The 19,245-nt window shown below is 71.9% G+C and carries 13 protein-coding genes and 4 tRNA genes; 9 read left to right on the top strand and 8 right to left on the bottom strand.

The genetic code is table 11. The features are described 5' to 3' along the window. Nucleotides 1-101: 101 nt before the first annotated feature. On the top strand, nt 102-1,856 hold the full coding sequence (locus QPJ90_RS14090; RefSeq protein ID WP_290131802.1) for a choice-of-anchor D domain-containing protein: 1,755 nt from the start codon (nt 102-104) through the stop codon (nt 1,854-1,856). A gap of 401 nt (nt 1,857-2,257) precedes the next feature. On the opposite strand, the gene QPJ90_RS14095 is transcribed toward QPJ90_RS14090, so the two are convergent. The 3 genes from QPJ90_RS14095 to QPJ90_RS14105 all read right to left on the bottom strand — a co-directional run bounded on the left by QPJ90_RS14095 (nt 2,258) and on the right by QPJ90_RS14105 (nt 2,575). After that, a tRNA-Val gene (locus QPJ90_RS14095) sits at nt 2,258-2,332 on the bottom strand. 15 nt (nt 2,333-2,347) lie between these two features. After that, a tRNA-Cys gene (locus QPJ90_RS14100) sits at nt 2,348-2,421 on the bottom strand. Between the two features lie 82 nt (nt 2,422-2,503). Further along, a tRNA-Gly gene (locus QPJ90_RS14105) sits at nt 2,504-2,575 on the bottom strand. Between the two features lie 226 nt (nt 2,576-2,801). On the opposite strand from QPJ90_RS14105, the gene QPJ90_RS14110 reads away from it, so the two are divergent. The 5 genes from QPJ90_RS14110 (at nt 2,802) to QPJ90_RS14130 (ending at nt 9,486) form a co-directional block, all read left to right on the top strand. After that, nucleotides 2,802-2,874: transfer RNA gene (locus tag QPJ90_RS14110), tRNA-Val, on the top strand. Nucleotides 2,875-3,004: 130 nt separating this feature from the next. After that, on the top strand, nt 3,005-4,552 hold the full coding sequence (locus QPJ90_RS14115; protein WP_290131803.1) for a DUF3375 family protein: 1,548 nt from the start codon (nt 3,005-3,007) through the stop codon (nt 4,550-4,552). Continuing rightward, nucleotides 4,549-5,310, top strand: coding sequence for a DUF4194 domain-containing protein (locus QPJ90_RS14120; protein ID WP_290131804.1), 762 nt, complete (start codon nt 4,549-4,551; stop codon nt 5,308-5,310). The genes QPJ90_RS14115 and QPJ90_RS14120 overlap by 4 nt, the downstream gene beginning before the upstream one ends. Beyond that, nucleotides 5,307-8,699 (top strand): SbcC/MukB-like Walker B domain-containing protein, encoded by a 3,393-nt coding sequence (locus tag QPJ90_RS14125; protein WP_290131805.1) that lies wholly within the window; start codon nt 5,307-5,309, stop codon nt 8,697-8,699. The genes QPJ90_RS14120 and QPJ90_RS14125 overlap by 4 nt, the downstream gene beginning before the upstream one ends. Before the next feature lie 481 nt (nt 8,700-9,180). After that, nucleotides 9,181-9,486, top strand: coding sequence for a hypothetical protein (locus QPJ90_RS14130; RefSeq protein ID WP_290131806.1), 306 nt, complete (start codon nt 9,181-9,183; stop codon nt 9,484-9,486). Nucleotides 9,487-9,672: 186 nt separating this feature from the next. Here the strand turns inward: QPJ90_RS14130 and QPJ90_RS14135 are convergent, their stop codons facing one another. Continuing rightward, entirely contained in the window at nt 9,673-11,139 is a 1,467-nt protein-coding gene (locus QPJ90_RS14135) for an oligopeptide:H+ symporter (RefSeq protein WP_290131807.1), read from the bottom strand. A gap of 215 nt (nt 11,140-11,354) precedes the next feature. Between QPJ90_RS14135 and QPJ90_RS14140 the strand changes: the two genes are divergently transcribed. From QPJ90_RS14140 to QPJ90_RS14150, 3 genes are all read left to right on the top strand, one after another. Next, the gene (locus tag QPJ90_RS14140; protein WP_290131808.1) at nt 11,355-13,460 is read left to right on the top strand and encodes an acyl-CoA dehydrogenase; all 2,106 of its coding nucleotides are present in this window, start codon (nt 11,355-11,357) and stop codon (nt 13,458-13,460) included. A gap of 75 nt (nt 13,461-13,535) precedes the next feature. Continuing rightward, nucleotides 13,536-14,156: a DNA-binding protein gene (locus QPJ90_RS14145; RefSeq protein ID WP_290131809.1), complete on the top strand. Its 621-nt coding sequence runs from the start codon at nt 13,536-13,538 to the stop codon at nt 14,154-14,156. Next, on the top strand, nt 14,153-14,797 hold the full coding sequence (locus QPJ90_RS14150) for a hypothetical protein (protein ID WP_290131810.1): 645 nt from the start codon (nt 14,153-14,155) through the stop codon (nt 14,795-14,797). Before QPJ90_RS14145 ends, QPJ90_RS14150 begins: the two co-directional genes overlap by 4 nt. A gap of 16 nt (nt 14,798-14,813) precedes the next feature. Here the strand turns inward: QPJ90_RS14150 and csrA are convergent, their stop codons facing one another. From csrA to QPJ90_RS14170, 4 genes are read right to left on the bottom strand one after another with little or no spacing between them, the layout of a single operon-like run. Next, the gene (csrA, locus tag QPJ90_RS14155; protein ID WP_058726010.1) at nt 14,814-15,077 is read right to left on the bottom strand and encodes a carbon storage regulator CsrA; all 264 of its coding nucleotides are present in this window, start codon (nt 15,075-15,077) and stop codon (nt 14,814-14,816) included. Nucleotides 15,078-15,081: 4 nt separating this feature from the next. Continuing rightward, nucleotides 15,082-15,966 (bottom strand): hypothetical protein, encoded by an 885-nt coding sequence (locus QPJ90_RS14160; protein WP_290131811.1) that lies wholly within the window; start codon nt 15,964-15,966, stop codon nt 15,082-15,084. Nucleotides 15,967-15,985: 19 nt separating this feature from the next. Further along, entirely contained in the window at nt 15,986-18,040 is a 2,055-nt protein-coding gene (locus QPJ90_RS14165) for a flagellar biosynthesis protein FlhA (protein WP_290131812.1), read from the bottom strand. Further along, nucleotides 18,037-19,245: an EscU/YscU/HrcU family type III secretion system export apparatus switch protein gene (locus QPJ90_RS14170; RefSeq protein WP_290131813.1), complete on the bottom strand. Its 1,209-nt coding sequence runs from the start codon at nt 19,243-19,245 to the stop codon at nt 18,037-18,039. Before QPJ90_RS14170 ends, QPJ90_RS14165 begins: the two co-directional genes overlap by 4 nt.

The raw sequence follows: 19,245 nt of genomic DNA on the forward strand, positions 1-19,245 counted from the left end.
GTGCTGCGAAGCAGTTCAGGTCCCGCCCGGTGACGATGCTCGGGAGTAGCGTCACCGGCGCCGCCTGCCCGAGGCGCGCACGGGGACAGAACGGACACGCAATGCAGCGCATCGCCCGCGCGGCAGCCATCGGCACCGCCGCAATCCTGACAGCTGGGCTCCTCACCACGATGGGCACCGGCCCGGCCGGTGCGGCCACGGACACCGGTGGAGTGCTGCAGGTGCTCTCCCCGTGGTACGGCACCAAGGGTCAGCTGGAGTTCGCCGACGGCGGGAACGTGCAACGCCGGATCTTCGACACCACCCGCGGCGTCGATGCTCGGGCGACGAACGGCGCCGCGTTCACGCTGACTCCTCCGGACGGGGAAGCGTTGACCACGGGTGTGTACCGCCTGGTCGGAGACCAGGGGTACGGCGCGAAGGTGCCGACACTGTCCATCGACGGTGAGTACATGTACGGCGAGTTCGACATCGTCGACCTCGCCTCCGACCCGGCCAACGGTCTCATCACCCGTTTCGATGCCGTCATGCCTGGAGTGGGTGAGTTCCGGTACGGCGAGGACGCGGGCGAGTCCGTTGTGTTCGGAGCTCGGAACCTGATGTTCCCGGAGACCTACATCGGTCTCCCGAAGACGGTTCAGCAGCAAACCGTTCACAACACCGGGACCGCTCCGGTCGCGCTCGGCAAGCCGGCCGTCACCGGGGTCAACGCCACGTCGTTCTCCGTGAGCGGCAGCACCTGCACGACCACGCTCGCGCCGGACGCGACCTGCACCTTCGCCGTCGGCTTCGTGCCGAAGGCCGCCGGGCCCGCCACCGCGGTGCTGAACGTGAAGGTCGGGACGGCAACCCGCACCGTGCCACTCACCGGGTCGGCGTTCCTCGGCACGACCAGCATCACCTCGTACGGCAAGGGCATCGTCGACAAGGGCAGGACGACGAAGACCAACTCGGCGAACACGACCATGTCGGTCGTCCAGATGCCCTACGGGTGGATGTTCAACGCGGACCGGCCCGACGGTTCGGGGAGCGCGCTCAACATCCGGCTCACGACACCGGAGAAACGGCCCTTCCCCGTCGGGACGACGAAGACCACCGTCGGCGGTGGGTACAGCATCGTCGACACCGTGGACTCGTGGGCCTGCGATTCGAGCGGCACCGTCACCGTGAAGCAGTTCACCCTCAACCCGGTGACCGGTCTGCCTGACACGGTGAACATGTCGTGGGTGCAGTACTGCGACAACGGGGAGAAGTACCCGCAGACGGGAACGCTGCAGTGGCAGGCACGAAGCGACGTGACACCGCCTGCGGCACCGACGTCAGCTTCCGTGTCGTCGGCGTCACCGCGGAAGGTCACGTGGAAGGCGTCGGCATCGAAGGACGTCAAGTCCTACGTTGCCCGCCTCGTGCAGGGCACTGGTGCGAACGCGACACCGGAGAGCGGCACACCGCTGACCGTGTCCGGTACCACTGCGGCGGTGCCGACCGTTCCCGCCGGCGTGTACACGGTGGAGGTCTTCGCCATCGACGGAGCCGGCAACCCGAGCAAGCCAGCAGTCGCGCGGTTCGGCACCGCGCCGGTGAGCGTGACGGCGCCGGGCCGCCCCACCATCACGACCGTCACCAGCGGCCCCGGGACAGCCGAGGTGTTCTTCACGCCGCCCGCGGACGACGGCGGGCTCCCCATCACGGGCTACGTGCTCTCCACCCTCGTCGGAACACACACTGTCAGCGGGACGTCGAGCCCGCTCACCCTCACCGGCCTCTCGTCCGGGAGCTGGGAGATGAGCGTCACCGCCGTCAACGCAGCCGGGAAGGGTCAGCCGTCGCTGGCGGTCTACGCCGACGTGCAGTAGCGGACGCGATCCTCGGAGCGATCTGCCGGGCCGGCCGGGGCGTCCTCCGCTGACTGGGTCGCTGTCCCGAACGGCCGCGGCGGTCTCGACGTGGGGACCGGGCTGGTGAGCGGACTCCTCGTCGCCCCGATCGTCGTCAGGGTCGGATGTGTGAGCACCGCCCAGAACCGTCGATCGTCCTCGGGTACGGTCGGCCGAGTCGGGCGGCGCCCGCGCCGGCACCAGCGTTCACCGCTCCCGATGCGATGTCAGCTGTCGGGTGCCGGCCAGTCCGCAGGCGCGGAAGTCGCACCGCACGACAGCACTGCACGCCCCTCGGCCGTGCCATCTGCTCGGATCTGCGGATCGAGCAACCCCTGGTGGAACACGAAAGCCCCCGGCGTCTGCCGGGGGCTTCTTCGTGGTGGGCGATACTGGGATCGAACCAGTGACCTCTTCCGTGTCAGGGAAGCGCGCTACCGCTGCGCCAATCGCCCAGAGGAGTGTGGAGCTGGAGGTGGGGACGGGATTCGAACCCGCGTGGACGGCTTTGCAGGCCGCTGCCTAGCCTCTCGGCCACCCCACCATCGAGGTTCACGTCTCCGTGAGTACCCGAACGGTGGGATACCCTCTGGTGAGTCGTCGCGACCCGGAGGTCGAGACACTCGAGCGGATGACGAGATTCGAACTCGCGACCCTCACCTTGGCAAGGTGATGCGCTACCACTGCGCCACATCCGCATGTCGCTGCTCGGGTGGCCGTTCGTGCTGGCCTGCCGTCTCGGCGACGTCGTAAACTCTATACGAACCCTGGCGCATCCGCCAAAATCCTTCCGGTTCACCGGGCGTGTCCCCCGTGTTCACGCGGATGCGTGGGCATCGAACCCCCGCGCCACACCCGGGCGGCACGTCGCGTTCGGCTCCGGCTCCCGCATCCGCTACTATCGACTGGCACGACAAGTGCAGCGGGCGATTGGCGCAGTTGGTAGCGCGCTTCGTTCACACCGAAGAGGTCATCAGTTCGAGTCTGGTATCGCCCACCCGCTGTGTCGCTTGACGACACGACCGAGAGCCCGACGCAGCACGCGTCGGGCTCTCGTCGTTCCGGCAAGCAGCCGACGCACGCCGACTCCAGCAATCCGACACCAGCAGAACGATCCACAGGGGCACATGACCGACGTCGACCTCGAGTTCGCCCGCGTCCGCGCCGTCCTCGACCGTCCGACCCTCCGGCTCCTCTCGCGTCCGACCAGCGCCGCGGTCGTGGCCGTGTTCCGCGCGGTGTTCGACCGCGACGTCCAGTACGTCCCCGCCGACCGGATGCACCTCCAGGTCGAGGAGCACGTCGCCCGGCTCCAGGCGATGGGCGCCCGGGTGCCCGCGAGCGAGCAGGGCGGCGACGTCGAGGAGACACGACCGAACGGCCGGGCGCTCTGTCGCGAGTGGGTCGCCGCACAGTGGCTCGTGCGGTCGAACTCCCCCGACGGCGACGAGCAGTACTCCCTGACGAGCCACGCCCTCGAGGCGCTGAGCCTCGTGGACGCCCTGAGCGCGGATCGGGCCCTCATCAGCGAGAGCCGCCTCGCGATGATCGTCGACGCCGTGCACCGGTGGGCGGCACGCGCCGAACCCGACCCCGACGTGCAGATCCGCCGCCTCGACGCACAGATCGCCGAGCTCCAGGCGGAGCGGGACCGGTTGGCGAGCGGCGACACGGTCGAGACCGTCGACGACGACCGGATGCGCGACGGGTACACGAACATCTCCGACCTCATCCGCCAGCTGCCGAGCGACTTCAAGCGGGTCGAGGAAGCGGTGGCGACGATGCACCGCTCGATCGTCGAGGACTTCCGCAGCGAGGTCCGCCCGATCGGCGAGATCCTCGACGACTACCTCGCCCGCACCGACAACCTCATGCAGTCGACGCCGGAGGGCCGCGCGTTCGAGGGTGCGTTCGAGCTCCTCCGCGACGACGCGCTCCTGCTCCGACTCCGTGACGACATCGGCACGATCCTCGCGCACCCGTTCGCCTCCACCCTCGAGCCTGGTGAGCGCCGCGCGTTCCGGAACACGGTCAGCATCCTGCGGCAGGGCATCGAGGACGTCCTCGCCCGTCGACGACAGCTCACCGCGACCCTCCGCGACCAGATCGTCGCGCACGACGTCGTCCGCGACCGCGAGCTCGACGCGGTCCTCCGCTCGGTCAACCGCGGGCTCGCGGCCTGGATCGAGCGTGGATCGGCACGGGACCGCGTGCCGCTCGGCCTCCTGCCGGAGCCGGCCGAGGTCGAGACCCTCCGCGAGCGCTTCTACGACCCGGACAACGAGTCGGTGCCGCCACCGATCGAGGAGCCCGACGACGACGTCTTCGACGACCTCGACGTCGACACGCTCCGGCGCCACGGCGGCCCGCTGCTCGCCGAGCTGCGCGACGCACTCCGGTCCGCGGTCGACACGACCAGCGCCGCCGCCTTCCACGGCCTGCCGGACGAGCACCGCCGACCCGTCGAGCTCTTCGGCCTCGCACACCTGCTCACGGGCCGCCCGGACTTCGAGGAGGCCCGGCACGTGGTCGCCCACCACACGGTCCGGCCCGACGGCAGCGCGGTCACCTTCCACATGCCGACCGCCGCCCTCGCCGACGGCGACGCCACGGCGGAGCACGACGCAGCGCACGACCCAGCACGCACAGCACCACACGCACAGGAGGCACGGTGAGCGACACCACGCCGGCACCGGTCGACGACACGGCCGGGTTCGAGGGCCTCGACACGGTCCCGCAGGACGAGGACCGCGACGAGACGAGCTTCGCCCTCTTCGAGGGCGACGAGGGTCGTCTCGACGAGCCGCAGCGACGCGCGCTGGTCGCGCTGCTCCGGCACACCTACGTGAGCGCGCGGACCCACGCCGACGAGTGGCGAGCGGTCCTCGACGCCGAGGGGCAGCTCCGGTCGCGACTCAACGACCTCTTCCTCGAGCTCCACGTCGACCGGGACCGCGAGGTCGCCTGGAAGCGCCAGGCCCGCTCGGAGAGCCAACGCCGGGCCTTCCCGACCCTGCTCCGCGACGTCCCGTACACGCGCGAGGAGACGATCGTCCTCGTCTACCTGCGCATGCGCCTCCGCGCCGACACCCGTCCCGGCCCCGACCAGGTCGTCGTCGACCGTTCGGAGATCCTCGGGCACGTGGCCGGCTTCCTCCCAGCGGGCTCCACCGACCGCACGCGCGACGAGGCCCGGGTCGCGAGCGCCGTGGAGCGGCTGGTCCGCGCCCGGATCCTGCTCCGCACCACCGACCCGGACCGCTTCCGCGTGGCGAGCGTCGTCGAGGTGCTCCTGCCCCTCGAACGGCTGCTCGAGCTCGACACCTGGCTCCGCACCGCGACCAGCGGCGACGGCGAGGCGACCGCCGGAGCCGAGCCGGGCCTCCAGGCCGAGCCGACCGACACCGACGACGAAGGCGAGCCGGCAGCATGACCGACACCGCGACCGGCACGACCGCGTACGAGGAGTACGCGATGCCCGCCCTCTTCGACACGGTGGCGCAGTGGCGTGCCGAGTCGATGCAGGTCGTGAACTGGGGCGGCTTCCACGGCCACCGCCAGGTGGAGCTGTCCGGCACCGCGACCCTCATCTCGGGCGCGTCCGGCACCGGCAAGTCGACGCTGATGGACGCGTACCTCGCGGTGATGATGCCGTCCGACGTGCCCTTCAACGGGGCGTCCAACGACACCACGACCGGCCGCGCACGCGGTGCGGACCAGCGGAACCTGCTCACGTACCTGCGCGGCAAGGTCGACACCCAGCGCGACCCGGAGACCGGCGCGCTCCGCGACGTCAACCTGCGCGGCGACGACCAGACGACGTGGGGTGCCGTCGCGGTGACCTTCCGGAACGACGACGAGCGTCGCTTCACGGTGCTGCGCGCGTACATCGTGCCGAAGCGGGCGCGCGGCGTCGGCGACATCCAGATGACGATGGCGACGGTCGACGACACGTTCGACCTGCGCCGGCTCGAGGAGTTCGTGCCGTCGCGCTTCCACCACCTCGAACTGACCGGCCGCGTGCCCGGGCTCGTGATCCGCGACACCTACCAGGAGCTCGCGTACACCCTGCAGACCCGGCTCGGCATCGGTGACTCCGGCGGCGGCAACCGGGCGATGCGCCTGCTCGCCCGCATCCAGGCCGGGCAGCACCTCCCGACCGTCGACGCCCTGTACAAGTCGCTCGTCCTCGAGACGCCCGCCACCTACGAGGCGGCCGACCGTGCCCTCGCGCACTTCTCGGCCCTCGACGAGGCGTACGAGGCGATGGACACCGAGGAGCGCAAGGTCCGAATCCTCTCGCCCATCGTCGACCTCCACGCGGAGATCGCCCGGTCGAAGGCGGCTGCCGCTGCGCTCGACGGCATCGCCACCGGCGCCGAGGTCTCCCCGTTCGCGCACTGGACGGCCTCCCGGAAGCGCGCGCTCCTCGACGACGAGGTCGCCCGGAACACCCGCGAGCGCACGGCCGCGCGAGCGGAGGTCGCCGCCGCGTCCGCTCGGCACGCAGCCGTCGAGATCGAGCTCCGGGACGCCGAGGCCCGGCTCCGCGACCAGGGCGGCAACGCGCTCGCGCAGCTCGAGGACCGCATCGACCGCCGCACGCGCGAGCGTGACGCAGCGGCCCGGTCCCGCGCCGTGTTCGAGGAGCGCACCGCCGTCCTCGAGACCACGGTCGACTCCGAGACCGGGTTCTCCGCGGCGCAGCGAGCGTCGCACGACTTCCTCGGGACGTACGCCACCGCTCGGCAGGAACTCGACCAGCGCCGCGACGCCCTGACCCGCGAGGAGTACCCGCTCCTCGACCGCGAACGCACCCTGCGCCAGGAACGGCAGTCGCTCGAGCACCGCCAGGGCGCCATGCCGCTGCCGATGCACGAGGCCCGGGTCGCGATGGCCCGCGCCGCCGGCACCGACCCCGCCGACCTGCCCTTCGTGGCGGAGCTCCTCGACGTGCTCCCGGGCGAGGAAGCCTGGCGGACGGCGATCGAGTCCGTGCTCGCGCCCGTCGCCCGCACGCTCCTGGTCGACCAGGACCACCTCGCGGCCTTCAGCGAGGCCATCGACTCCCTCCGCCTGCCCGTGCGGGTCCAGTTCGAGGGCGTCCCCACCGGGCCGCACATCGACCTCGACGGCGACCCGTCGATGGTGTCGGGGAAGCTCGCGATCAAGCCGTCCCCGTTCAGCACCTGGGTGCGCGAACGCATCGAGTCGGAGCGCACCGACGCCCGCTGCGTCGAGGACGCGGGCGACCTCGGCGGCGGGGGCCGTCGGGTGACGCGGTCCGGACAGCTCCGTGACGGCCGACGTGGCGCACACGGCGACCGGCGCCAGGCGAACGTCATCGGGTTCACGAACGAGGCCAGGGTCACCGCGGTCGAGGAGGAGCTCGCCTCCATCGCCGAGGACCTCGCGACGCTCGAGGCCCGGCGCACCGACGTCGCGCAGGACATCGCCGCGCTCGACGCCCTCCGCAATGCGCACCAGCACGTGGTCGACGCGAGCTGGGACGGCATCGACGTCGCGGGTCTGGACGAGTCGCTCGCGCAGCTCGACGCCGAACGCCAGGCGCTGCTCGCCGCCGACGACGGTCTCCGGACGCTCCGGGCGACGGTCGCTCGGCTCCGGGCTGCCCTCGACGAGGCCTCCGACCGCCGGTCCGCAGCGCGCTTGTCGGTCTCGCGACTCGAGGAGCGTCACGGTGTCCTCGTCGACGGGCAGGACGCCGCCGCCGAGATCCTCGCGCGCTTCGACGACGCCCCGGACTCGCTGCCGGACGACGAACAGGCGCAGCTGCTGTCCGAGACGTTCGAGGAGGTCGGTGCCCCCGACGGCATCGACGGCTTCGACGACGCCACCCGCCGGCTGCGACGACGGCTCGACGAGCGGCTGTCGCAGGCGCTCGACGGTGCCGCTTCGGCCTCGAACGCCCTGACCCTGACGTTCCAGCGGTACCAGGACGCCTGGCCGGACCCGAACCTCGGCACCGGGGTCGCCTCCTACGAGGACTACCACGCGATCCTCGAGCAGATCCTCGCGACCGGCCTCCATGCCCGTCGGACCGAGTGGCGTCGGCGGCTCTCGCAGTGGAGCGGCGAGGACCTCGTGCCGCTCGCAGGAGCCTTCGACCGGGCCGTCGTCGAGATCGAGGAGCGCCTGGAGCCGGTCAACGAGATCCTCCGCGAGCTGCCGTTCGGCGCGAACCGGGACCGGCTGAAGATCGTCATCCGCCGCGTCACCCGCGAAGAGGTCGCGTCGTTCCGCAAGGAGCTCCGCGCGCTGTCGGCCTCGGTGGACACCGAGTTGACCGACGACGTGCTCGAGACCCGGTTCCGTCGCCTCCGCCGGTTCATGGCGATCATCCGGCCGGACTCCGCCGCACCCCGGGGCCGCACCACCGCCCGGGACGCCGTGCTCGACGTCCGCCGGCACATGGAGATCACCGCCGTCCGCTACGACGTCGACGGGAACGACCTCGGCGTGTACTCGTCCCTCGGCGACAAGTCCGGCGGCGAGACGCAGGAGCTGGTCGCGTTCATCGTCGGCGCCGCGCTCCGGTACCAGCTCGGCGACGAGACACGGCCACGGCCCCGGTTCGCGCCGGTGTTCCTCGACGAGGCGTTCATCAAGGCGGACTCCGAGTTCGCCGGGCGTGCGGTGACAGCGTGGCTCCGGCTCGGCTTCCAGCTCGTGGTGAGCGCGCCGCTCGACAAGGTGACGGCGCTCGAACCGTCCATGGAGCGCCTGCTCTCGATGCGGAAGCACCCCGACACGGGCCACTCGTCCATCACCGAGATCGCGCGGGTCGCGCCCGGCGCGTAGCCGCGGGGCGCGGCAGCGGCGGCGCGGGGCGGCGCGGGGCTGGCTGGTCGCAAAACATGTCGCCCCGCCCGCCGCGCGACGGCACGTCGTGCGACCAACGCGCGACGCGAACGGCGTGTCCTGCGACCAACGCGATCCGGACGCGGACGGGAGGCACGGTGCGAGGCCGCCACGCGCCTCCCGTCCGTCGCCTGCCGCTGGTCGCAGAACATGTCGCCCCGGCCGCCGCGCGACGGCGTGTCCTGCGACCAACGCGCGACGCGGACGGCATGTCCTGCGACCAACGCGACCGGCGCAGCGGACGGGAGGCGGTGCGAGGCCGCCACGCGCCTGCCGTCCGTCGCCTGCGGCTGGTCGCAGAACATGTCGCCCCGGCTGCCGCGCGACGGCACGTCGTGCGACCAACGCGGGGCGCGGACGGCGTGTCCCGCGACCAACGGGCAGCGGTCGGCGGGCAGGGACGGAGCGGTACGGTGGGCGGGTGTTCGGACGCCGCTCCCCCAGCCCCCGCCCCGACGACCGCCCCGGCCTCGGGATCGGGGCACTCGTCCAGGTGGTCGACCCCGGCCAGCAGGGCGGCGAGCACTGGGCCGACGAACCGATCGGCGTCATCGTCGCACCGGGTGGGAGCCAACTCGGCGGGACGCAGCGGACGTGGACCGTCGCGTTCGACGAGCCCGCGTACACGACGGACGGCCGCGGCCCCTTCGAGCGCGCGACCGTCCTGAGTCGTCAACTGGTGCCGGTCGAGCCGGCAGCGGCCACCGGGGCCGACGAGCGGGCCTAGTACTCCTCGGAGCCGCTCTTCATCATGGCCGCCGTGGCCATGCAGAGCCCGACGCCGCCGAGCACGCAGATCCCGATGATGACGCCTGCGATGACTTCGAGCATGTCGTGACTCCTTGGTTCCGGGGGCCGATCTGGCGACACCAGCCTACCCGGTGCGACCACCCGCCGTGGTCGGGCGCGCTGGTCAGCGGACGCCGCGCATCAGGCGGAGGACCGGCTTCGCGAACACGAGCAGCAGGACGCCGACCACGACCGCCGCGAGGCCGAGCACGGTGAAGTACGGCGCCTCGTTCGCCGGGTCGTAGTAGCGCGAGAGCACGCCGGTCGCCGCGGTGCCGAGCGACACCGACAGGAAGAACAGCGCCACCATCTGTGTCTGGAACTTCGCGGGTGCGAGCTTCGTCGCGACGGACTGCCCGACGGGCGACAGGAGCAGCTCGGCGATGGTGAAGACGAGCAGGATGCCGACGAGTGCGAGGAGCGGCGTGCCGTTCTCGCCGGAGCGCACGAACGGCAGGAAGAGCAGGAACGCGACGCCCATGATGCCCGTGCCGAGGGCGAACTTCGTCGGGGTCGAGGGCTGACGGTCGCCGAGCTTGGTCCAGATCGCGGCGAACACGCCGGAGAGCACGATGATGAACACCGGGTTGATCGACTGGACCCACGAGACCGGCATCTCCCACCCGAACAGCGAGCGGTCGAGCCGCTGGTCCGCGTAGACCGTGACGACCGTGAACTGCTGCTGGTAGAGCGACCAGAACACGGCGCTCGCGATGAAGAGCGGGATGAACGCGAACACGCGCGAGCGTTCCTCGGCGCTGATGCCGCTGCCGAGGATCACGACGAAGTACCCGATGGTCGCGAGGACCACGATCGCGACGACCACGGTCGGGAGGTTGCCGACGTTGAGGAGCCCGGTGAGGACCGCGGCGACGATCACCACGAGCGCCACCACCACCAAGACGGCCACGAGCGGCAGGCGTCGACGGTCGACCGGGTTGGTGACCTGCCGGACGACCTCGGGGAGGTGGCGGCGACGGATGGCGTACTGCACGAGACCCGCGGCCATGCCGACGGCGGCGAGGCCGAAGCCGAAGTGGAACCCGAGCGTGCTCTGCAGCAGCCCGGTCAGCAGCGGGCCGAAGAACGCGCCCAGGTTCACGCCGAGGTAGTACAGAGAGAAGCCCGCGTCACGACGCGGGTCGTCCTTCGTGTAGAGACCGCCGACGATCGTGGTGGCGGTCGCCTTCAGCCCGCCCGAGCCGAGGGCGATGAGGACCAGTCCGACGCCGACGCCGGTGACGCCCGGCAGGACGGCGAGCGCGATGTGGCCGAGCATGACGACGACGGCACTGCCGAACAGCGTCCGGTCCGCGCCGATGAGCCGGTCGGCGACCCAGGCGCCGATGATCGTGAACAGGTACACCGCGCCGCCGTAGGCGCCCATGATCCCGCTCGCGATGCCCTTGTCGATGCCCAACCCGCCCTGCGTCAGCGAGTAGTACATGTAGATCAGGACGATGCCCTGCATGCCGTAGAACGAGAACCGCTCCCACAGCTCGACCGCGAACGGCGTGGACAGTTCGAACGGCTGTCCGAAGAACGTGCGCTTCGTGCTGGGCTCGTGACCCGGAGCGGTGGTACCTGACATGCCGCACAGTCTGCCCCGGACGAGGCGCGGCGGCACAATCGTCGACGGGTGCTCACAAAACTGCGCGGTGTCCGGTTGGAGGGTTCCCACGAGGACGAGCGGCCTGCCCCGACCGTGGTTTGTCCCGCCCGCACGGCGTTCACGTCACGAGCAGGCGGAGTGCATAGCGTGGGTTCTGCAACACCGGACACCGCAGTTCAGGAGGACTCCCGACCATGGTCGACACCGCGCCCGCGCACAGCACCAGCACCCCGAAGGCCAGCACCCCGAAGGCCGACGCCGCCGGTGACCCCGCCGCGGGCACCCCCGTCGGGTCCACCGCTGCCGACGTGCACATCGACGTCGACCTCGTCGCCGAACTCCTGCTCGGCCGGTGGGCCGAGGACCGGCGCATCTCCCGTCGCCTCGCGCTCGACCCGGCGATGCACAAGATCGAGGGCATGCCCTACGCCGACGCCCGGTCGCGCACGCTCGACCAACTGCGCATCCTCGTCGAGGCCGGTGCGATCCAGCGGCCGTACCCGCCGGAGTTCGGCGGCCAGGACAACCACGGCGGGAACCTCGCGGCGTTCGAGGAGCTCACGACGGCCGACCCGTCGATGCAGATCAAGGCGGGCGTGCAGTGGGGCCTCTTCGGTTCCGCCGTGCACCACCTCGGCACCGAACGGAACCACCGCGAGTTCCTCCCCGGCATCGTCTCGTTCGAGGTCCCGGGGTGCTTCGCCATGACCGAGACCGGGCACGGGTCGGACGTGCAGAGCATCGCCACAAGCGCCACGTACGACCCGGACACGCAGGAGTTCGTCATCCACACGCCCTTCCGCGGTGCGTGGAAGGACTACATCGGCAACGCCGCCCTGCACGGCAAGGCCGCCGTGGTGTTCGCGAAACTGGTGACGCAGGGCGTCGACCACGGTGTGCACGCGTTCTACGTCCCGATCCGCGACGACGAGGGCACGTTCCTTCCCGGCGTCGGCGGGGAGGACGACGGCTACAAGGGCGGCCTGAACGGCATCGACAACGGTCGCCTGCACTTCGACCACGTGCGCGTGCCCCGGACGAACCTCCTGAACCGCTACGGCGACGTCGCCGAGGACGGCACCTACAGCTCCCCCATCGCGTCGCCCGGCCGTCGGTTCTTCACGATGCTCGGCACGCTCGTGCAGGGCCGGGTCTCGCTCGACGGCGCGGCGGTCGTGGCGCAGAAGATCGGTCTGCAGATCGCCCTGACCTACGCGATGGAGCGACGGCAGTTCCCCACCGGCGACGGCACCGAGGGCGTCCTGCTCGACTACGGCCGGCACCAGCGCCGGCTGATCCCGCGGCTCGCGACCGTGTTCGCGCAGTCGTTCGCGCACGAGAAGCTGCTCCGGACCTTCGACGACGTCTTCAGCGGACGTGAGGACACGCCGCAGCGCCGCGAGGACCTCGAGACGCAGGCGGCCGCGTTCAAGGCGATGTCGACGTGGTCGGCACTCGACACGCTCCAGGAGTGCCGCGAGGCCTGCGGCGGTGCCGGGTTCCTCGCGGAGAACCGCCTCACCGGCCTCCGCGCCGACCTCGACGTCTACGTGACGTTCGAGGGCGACAACACCGTCCTGCTCCAGCTCGTCGGCAAGCGGCTGCTCACCGAGTTCCGCGCGCGGGCACCGAAGGACGCGGCGGCGACCGCGCGCTTCGTCGCGGGTACGGCAGCGTCGAAGCTCGCCGACGCCATGGGGATCCGGCGGCTCGAGCAGACCCTCGCCGACCGCGGCTCCCTCGCCGCGAGCGTGACGGATCTCCAGGACCCGACGACCCAGCGCGAACTCCTCGCCGGCCGCGTCGACACGATGGTGACCGAGATCGGCATGCGGCTCGCCGGGGCGGGGAAGGACCGGGAGCGCGCGGCGCTGCTCCTGAACCGCTCGCAGCACGAACTCATCGAGGCGTCGAAGGCGCACGCCGAGCTCATGCAGTGGGACGCCTTCACCGAGGCCCTCGACGAGGTCCCCGAGGGTGACACCCGGCGGGTGCTCGTCTGGCTCCGCGACATGTTCGCCCTCGGCCTGCTCGAGCAGCACCTCGGCTGGTACCTCGTGCACGGGCGTCTGACCGCTCAGCGCGCCCGGGCCGTGTCCGCGTACATCGACCGACTGGTCGCCCGGGTCCGCCCGGTCGTGCCGCAGCTGCTCGAGACGTTCGGGTACGAGCCCGGACACGTGCGGGCACCGATCGCGCTCGGTGCCGAGCGGGAGCGACAGGACGAGGCGCGCGCCTGGTTCGCCGCCGAGGCCGCCGCGGGGCACCTGCCCGAGCAGGAGAAGAAGCCGCGCCCGTGATCCGTCCCAGGCGATCAACCTTGTGGGGTTGATTGTGCGCTTGTCAACCTTGTAGGGTTGACGACAGGAGGGATCATGATCGTCATCACGGCGGACCAGATCGACAGCCGAGCGGGATCAGACCGCGTCGAGACGGCTCTGCTGGGAGTGTCCGACGTCCTCGGCGACGCCGCGGTGCTGCCGCCGGAACGCACCGCGGGCGACGAGTTCCAGGTGCTCGTGTCCTCCGGGGGCGCGGCCGTCGACGTCGTCCGAGCGCTGACGCGGCAGGGCGGCTGGAGCATCGGTGTCGGCGTCGGAGCCGTCGAGTCACCCCTGCCGACGTCCACCCGTGCAGCCACCGGCCCGGCGTTCTACGCGGCGCGGGCGGCCGTCGAGCGTGCGAAGTCCACGCCGGAGCGCTTCGCGCTCGAGGTGGCACCGGGTGCCTCGCGCGACACGTCCGAGGTGGAGCCGCTCTTCGCACAGACCGTCCGCGCCCTCGGCCGCCGCTCCGCCGAGGGGTGGGAACTGGCCGACCTGCTCGACGCCGGCCTGTCCCGGACCGAGGCCGCGGCCCGCCTCGACATCACACCGCAGGCGGTCGCGAAGCGGTACGCGTCGGCCGAGCTCCGGAGCGACGCCCCGGTGCGCGCCGCGCTGGCCGCCCTGCTGGAGTCGACCGACCGACCTGCCGACGAGGAGCGCACACCGTGACCGCCGCGCTCTGGACCACCGCCTCCGTCGTCGTGCTCGCCGCCGCCGTCTGGAGCACCGTCCGCCCCCTGCCCCCGGTCGTCCGGGCCGCACCGCCGGTGGTCGTGCTCCTGGCCCTCCTCACGATCCGCATCGCGACCGGGACCATCGGCACCGGCACGAGCACAGGAACCGGCACCGGCACCGGCACCGGCGTCGGCCTCGCAGCGACCGCCCCGGACCCCGTGGTCGGCACCGTCCTGGCCGCAGCGGTCTGCCTCCTCGGCATCCTCGCCGGCAGCGCCGTCACCGGGGCCGTCCTCGGCGTCGCGATGCGGAGCGACCTGCGCCGCGGCGACGTCCGCAGGGGCACGCACGGCGGCATCCTCGTGAGCACGACGGACGAACCGCTGGGGAACGCCACGGTCCCGCCACCCTCGGAGGTCCTCCGCGGCGGCGCGGTCATCGGGTTCCTCGAGCGCTTCGCCATCGTCGGCGCCGCCCTCGTGGGCCACCTCGAGATCGTCGCCGCGGTGATCGCGGTCAAGGGCCTCGGCCGGTTCTCCGAGCTCGACTCCCCCGCGGCGCGCGAGCGCTTCATCGTGGGCACCCTGACGAGCACCTGCTGGGCGGGTCTCGCCGCCGCGGTCGTCCTCCTCTAGGAAGAGCGGCGGACGGTCAGGACCCGGCCGACGGACCACCCTGGTCGCCCAGCGCACGACGGAGCCGGGCCTCGGCGTCGTCGTCGGCAGCACCCGCGGCGGCTGCGGCCTCGGCGTTCGCCTCGATGACCGCCCGGACGACCTCCTCGCGTTGGATCTTCACACCGCGCGGGGCGTCGATGCCGATGCGCACCCCGTCGCCACGGCCGTCGAGCACCGTGATGACGATGTCGTCACCGACGAGGATCCGCTCGCCGACCTTCCGCGTGAGTACCAGCACCCCGTCAGCCTAGCGACAGGACCGGCACTCCCAGCAGGTGCACCGACTCCGGCGTGGCGGTCTCCGCGGTACCGATCGCGACCACGCCCGCGACGGTCACACGCGCCGCCACCGCCCGGAGCATCGCAGCGGCGTCCTCCGTCTTCCGTCCCGCGTCGACGACGAGCCAGACCTGGTCGGCGCCGAGTGCCTCGATCGTCGCCGCGTCGTCCCACGCGGCGACCGCGAGCACCGTCGCGCCGTCGCGGACGCCGTCGGCCCGCGCGAGGATCCCGGAGCGCCGGTCCGCGGCCGCGGTCGGCCGCAGCGCGTGCCGGGTGGCGAACAGCCCGGCGACCGCGTCGACGTCGCCCGCACGGCCGACGAGCAGGACGAGGTCGCCGTCCGCGGAGCGGACCGACGGCACGACCGGGCGCACCGGCGACGCGATGGCGACGGTGGGGACGACGCCCTCGTCGAGGACCGCCGGATCGTCGAGGAGGCGCGCCGCGCCTCCAGGCAGGGTGTCGGTGACGGCCTGGAGGCGCGACCCGCCCTGGTCGGGCAGGCTGCGGACCACCGGTGCGGACGCCGGTGCGATGCCGTCCGCGACGAACCCGTCGAGGACCGACGCGAACGCGTCGGCGCGGGTCGCGCCGGTGCCGTCGGCGGCGATGATGCGTGCCTCGGCGGCCTCCGCGTCGGCGAGCAGCGCCGCGATGCCCGCGCGCTGCACGGGCCCGTCGGCGATCGCCACCACGGCGGTGGGCGCCTCGTCCGGCGACGGGACCTCGACGGTGGCCTCGACGTGGGCCCTGCGGAACAGTCCGGCGATGCCCGGCGTCGTCACCCGTTCGGCGGCGACGATCCGGGCGGCGGGGCCGAACTCCTCGCGGACGGCGTCGCGCACCGCCTCGAGGGTGGCTCCGTCACGCTGCAACCGCGTCGGTGACACGGACCACCCCCACGGTCTCGATGGTGGAGCCCGCGGCCGTGGCCTCCTGGTACGACAGGACCGGCAGGCCGTTCGACTGCGCAGCGACCATGCGGTGCACGGCTGGCCGGAGCTGCGGCGCGCAGACGAGGACGGCGGAGAGTCCCTGGTCCTCGACCGACCGGACGGCGTCGCGGACCGAGCCGAGGACCTGCTCGATGCGGTGCGCGTCGAGGACGATCTGGCTGCCCTGCTCCGACGGGCGGAGCCCCTCGAGCATCGTCTGCTCGAGCAGCGGGTCGATCATGATGACGCGGAGCACGCCGCCGTCGGTGTGCCGGGCGACGAGCGCGGGACCGAGGGCCGCACGGGCGGACTCGACGAGCCCCTCGGGGTCGGTCGACACCTTCGCGCGGAGGGTCAGTGCCTCGCAGATGCGGCCGAGGTCGTTGATCGGGACGCGCTCGGCGAGGAGCCCCTGCAGGACGCGCTGGAGCTCGGCCATCGACAGCATGCCGGGGACGAGTTCGTCGACCGCGGCGGGGTTGACCTGCTTGACGCCCTCGGTGAGGACCTTGACGTCCTCGCGGGTGAGCAGGCGCGCGGCGTTGTCACCGATCACGGCCTGCAGGTGCGTCACGAGCACGGACACCCGGTCGATGACGGTCGCCCCGGTCATCTCGGCGGCGTGCCGGAGCTCTGCGGGGACCCACTTGCCGGCGAGGCCGAACACCGGCTCGACGGTGGCGGCGCCCGGGAGTCCGTCGAGCTGGTCGCCGAGGGCGAGGACGCTGCGGGACGGTGCGGTCCCCCGGCCGGCCTCGACGCCGGCGATCCGGATCGCGTACGTCGACGGCGGCAGGTCGATGCTGTCCCGCGTCCGGACCGGGGGCACCACGATGCCCATGTCGACCGCGATCTTCCGGCGCAGTGCCCGCACCCGGCCGAGCAGGTCGTCCGAGGCGCCGGACACCATGTCGACGAGGTCGGGGGCGAGCAGGATTTCGAGGGCGTGCACGCGCATCTGCTCGATGAGGTCCTCCGGGGTGTCGGCGGCGGGGGCCGCCGCCTCGAGCGCCTGCGCCTGCGACGCCGCCGCGGCCTCGCGCTTCGTGTTCTGCCCGATGCGCCACCCGGTGAAGAGCAGGAGCCCGCCGACGATGAGGAACGCCACGATCGGCATCCCGGGGATGAAGCCCATGGCGATCGCGGCGACCCCGGCGATCGTGAGGGCGTTCCGCGACTGGCCGAGCTGGGCGGCGGCGCTCGACCCCATCTCGGTCTCGGCACCGGAGCGGGTGACGATCATGCCCGTCGACACCGCCATGAGGAGCGCGGGGATCTGCGTGACGAGGCCGTCGCCGATCGTCAGGATGCCGTACTTGCCGAGGGCGTCGGTGATCGAGAGCCCGTTCTGGGTCATCCCGATCGCGATGCCGCCGACGAGGTTGATGACGATGATGAGGATGCCCGCGATGGCGTCTCCCTTGACGAACTTCGAGGCACCGTCCATCGCGCCGTAGAAGTCGGCCTCCGCGGAGACCGCCGCGCGGCGCTCCTTCGCCTCGGCGTCCGTGATGAGCCCCGCGTTGAGGTCGGCGTCGATCGCCATCTGCTTGCCCGGCATCGCGTCGAGCGTGAAGCGGGCGCCCACCTCGGCGACGCGCTCGGCACCCTTCGTGACGACCACGAACTGGATCACGACGAGGATGAGGAAGATCACGGCGCCGATGATGATCGACCCGGACACGGCGACGTGCCCGAACGCCTGGATGACGTCGCCCGCGAAGCCGTCACCGAGCACGAGGCGCGTCGAGGCGACGTTCAGGCCGAGGCGGAACAGCGTCGCGACGAGCAGCAGCGACGGGAACACCGAGAAGTCGAGCGGCTTCTTGACGAACAGCGTCGTGAGCAGGATGACGAGCGCCAGCAGGATGTTGCAGATGATGAGCACGTCGAGCAGGAACGACGGCACCGGCAGGATCAGCAGCAGGATGATGCCGACGATGAAGACCGGGACGGCGAGCTTCGGCAGGTCCTTGCGGTTCACGCGGGAACCCCTTCCGTGGGAGCGCCTTCGCGCGGGGTCTGAGCAGGGCGCGGGGTGCGGAGCTTGCGGGGCCGGACGTCGCCCGTGAGCGTCGTCGGGTCGAGGACGGTCGCGACCTCTGCCTCGGTCGTCGGACGCGGCGCGGCGTGCGTGCCGGCAGCCGCGCCCCGGGCCGCGAGCTGCATGACGAACGACAGCACGCGGGCGACGGGCGTGTAGAGGTCGACCGGGATCTCCTGCCCGAGCTCGCACGCGGCGTGCAGGGCGCGGGTGAGGGGGACGTCCTGCACGATCGGCACGCGGGCCTCGAGCGCCCTGTCCTTGATCGCCGCGGCGACCGGCCCCGCCCCCTTGGCGACGACCCGCGGTGCGGACTTGCCCGCCTCGTACTTGATCGCGACCGCGTAGTGCGTCGGGTTGGTCATCACGACGTCCGCGTCGCCGATGGCGGAGATCATCCGGTTCCGGCTCATCGCCATCTGCCGCGAACGACGCTGCGACCTGATCAGCGGGTCGCCGTCGGACTGCTTGTTCTCGTCCTTGACCTCGCGCTTGGTCATCATCGTGCGCTTGCGGTTCCGGCGGACGACCACGAACACGTCCACGGCGGCGAGCAGCAGCCCCGCGGCGATCGCCGCACGGAGCAGTGTCCCGACCCCGTCCCCGGCGGCCGCGAGCACCGCGGTCAGCGGCAGTGAGCCACTCGTCATGAGCACGGGCACGAGTCCCTGCACGGCGAACCAGAGCACGAGCCCGACGACGGTGGTCTTCAGGAGCGCCTTGACGCCGTTCCACAACGCCTGCACGCCGAACACGCGCTTGAAGCCCTGCACCGGGTCGAAGTGGTCGGGCTGCGGCGCCATCCGGCGGAAGTGCACGCCGCCCTGGGCGACGGCGGCGGCGAGCACGGCGACCGCGGTGACCCCGAGCATCGGGCCGATGATCGTGCCGACGGACGCCATGGCCTCGGCGAACACCCGGTTCATCGTGCCGATCGTCGGGTCTGCGATGACGGTCCGCACCGCCGCGAGCTGGGACTCCCCCGCCGCCGCCGCGTTGCCGATCGCGGCGGGGATCATCAGCGCCGCCGCCGCGATGCCGACCCACGCGCCGAGGTCCTGGGACCGGCCGAGCTGCCCCTTGCGGTGCACCTCGCGCATCCGCTTGTCGGTGGCCTTCTCGGACCGCTCTCCACTGTCGGACAC

The organism is Curtobacterium sp. 458 (assembly GCF_030406605.1).
GTDB lineage: Bacteria > Actinomycetota > Actinomycetes > Actinomycetales > Microbacteriaceae > Curtobacterium.

Coding starts and splice junctions, on each gene's coding strand:
- QPJ90_RS14140 (WP_290131808.1), top strand. CDS start 11,355: ATGGTCGACACCGCGCCCGCGCACAGCACCAGCACCCCGAAGGCCAGC.
- QPJ90_RS14145 (WP_290131809.1), top strand. CDS start 13,536: ATGATCGTCATCACGGCGGACCAGATCGACAGCCGAGCGGGATCAGAC.
- QPJ90_RS14090 (WP_290131802.1), top strand. CDS start 102: ATGCAGCGCATCGCCCGCGCGGCAGCCATCGGCACCGCCGCAATCCTG.
- QPJ90_RS14135 (WP_290131807.1), bottom strand. CDS start 11,139: ATGTCAGGTACCACCGCTCCGGGTCACGAGCCCAGCACGAAGCGCACG.
- QPJ90_RS14125 (WP_290131805.1), top strand. CDS start 5,307: ATGACCGACACCGCGACCGGCACGACCGCGTACGAGGAGTACGCGATG.
- QPJ90_RS14115 (WP_290131803.1), top strand. CDS start 3,005: ATGACCGACGTCGACCTCGAGTTCGCCCGCGTCCGCGCCGTCCTCGAC.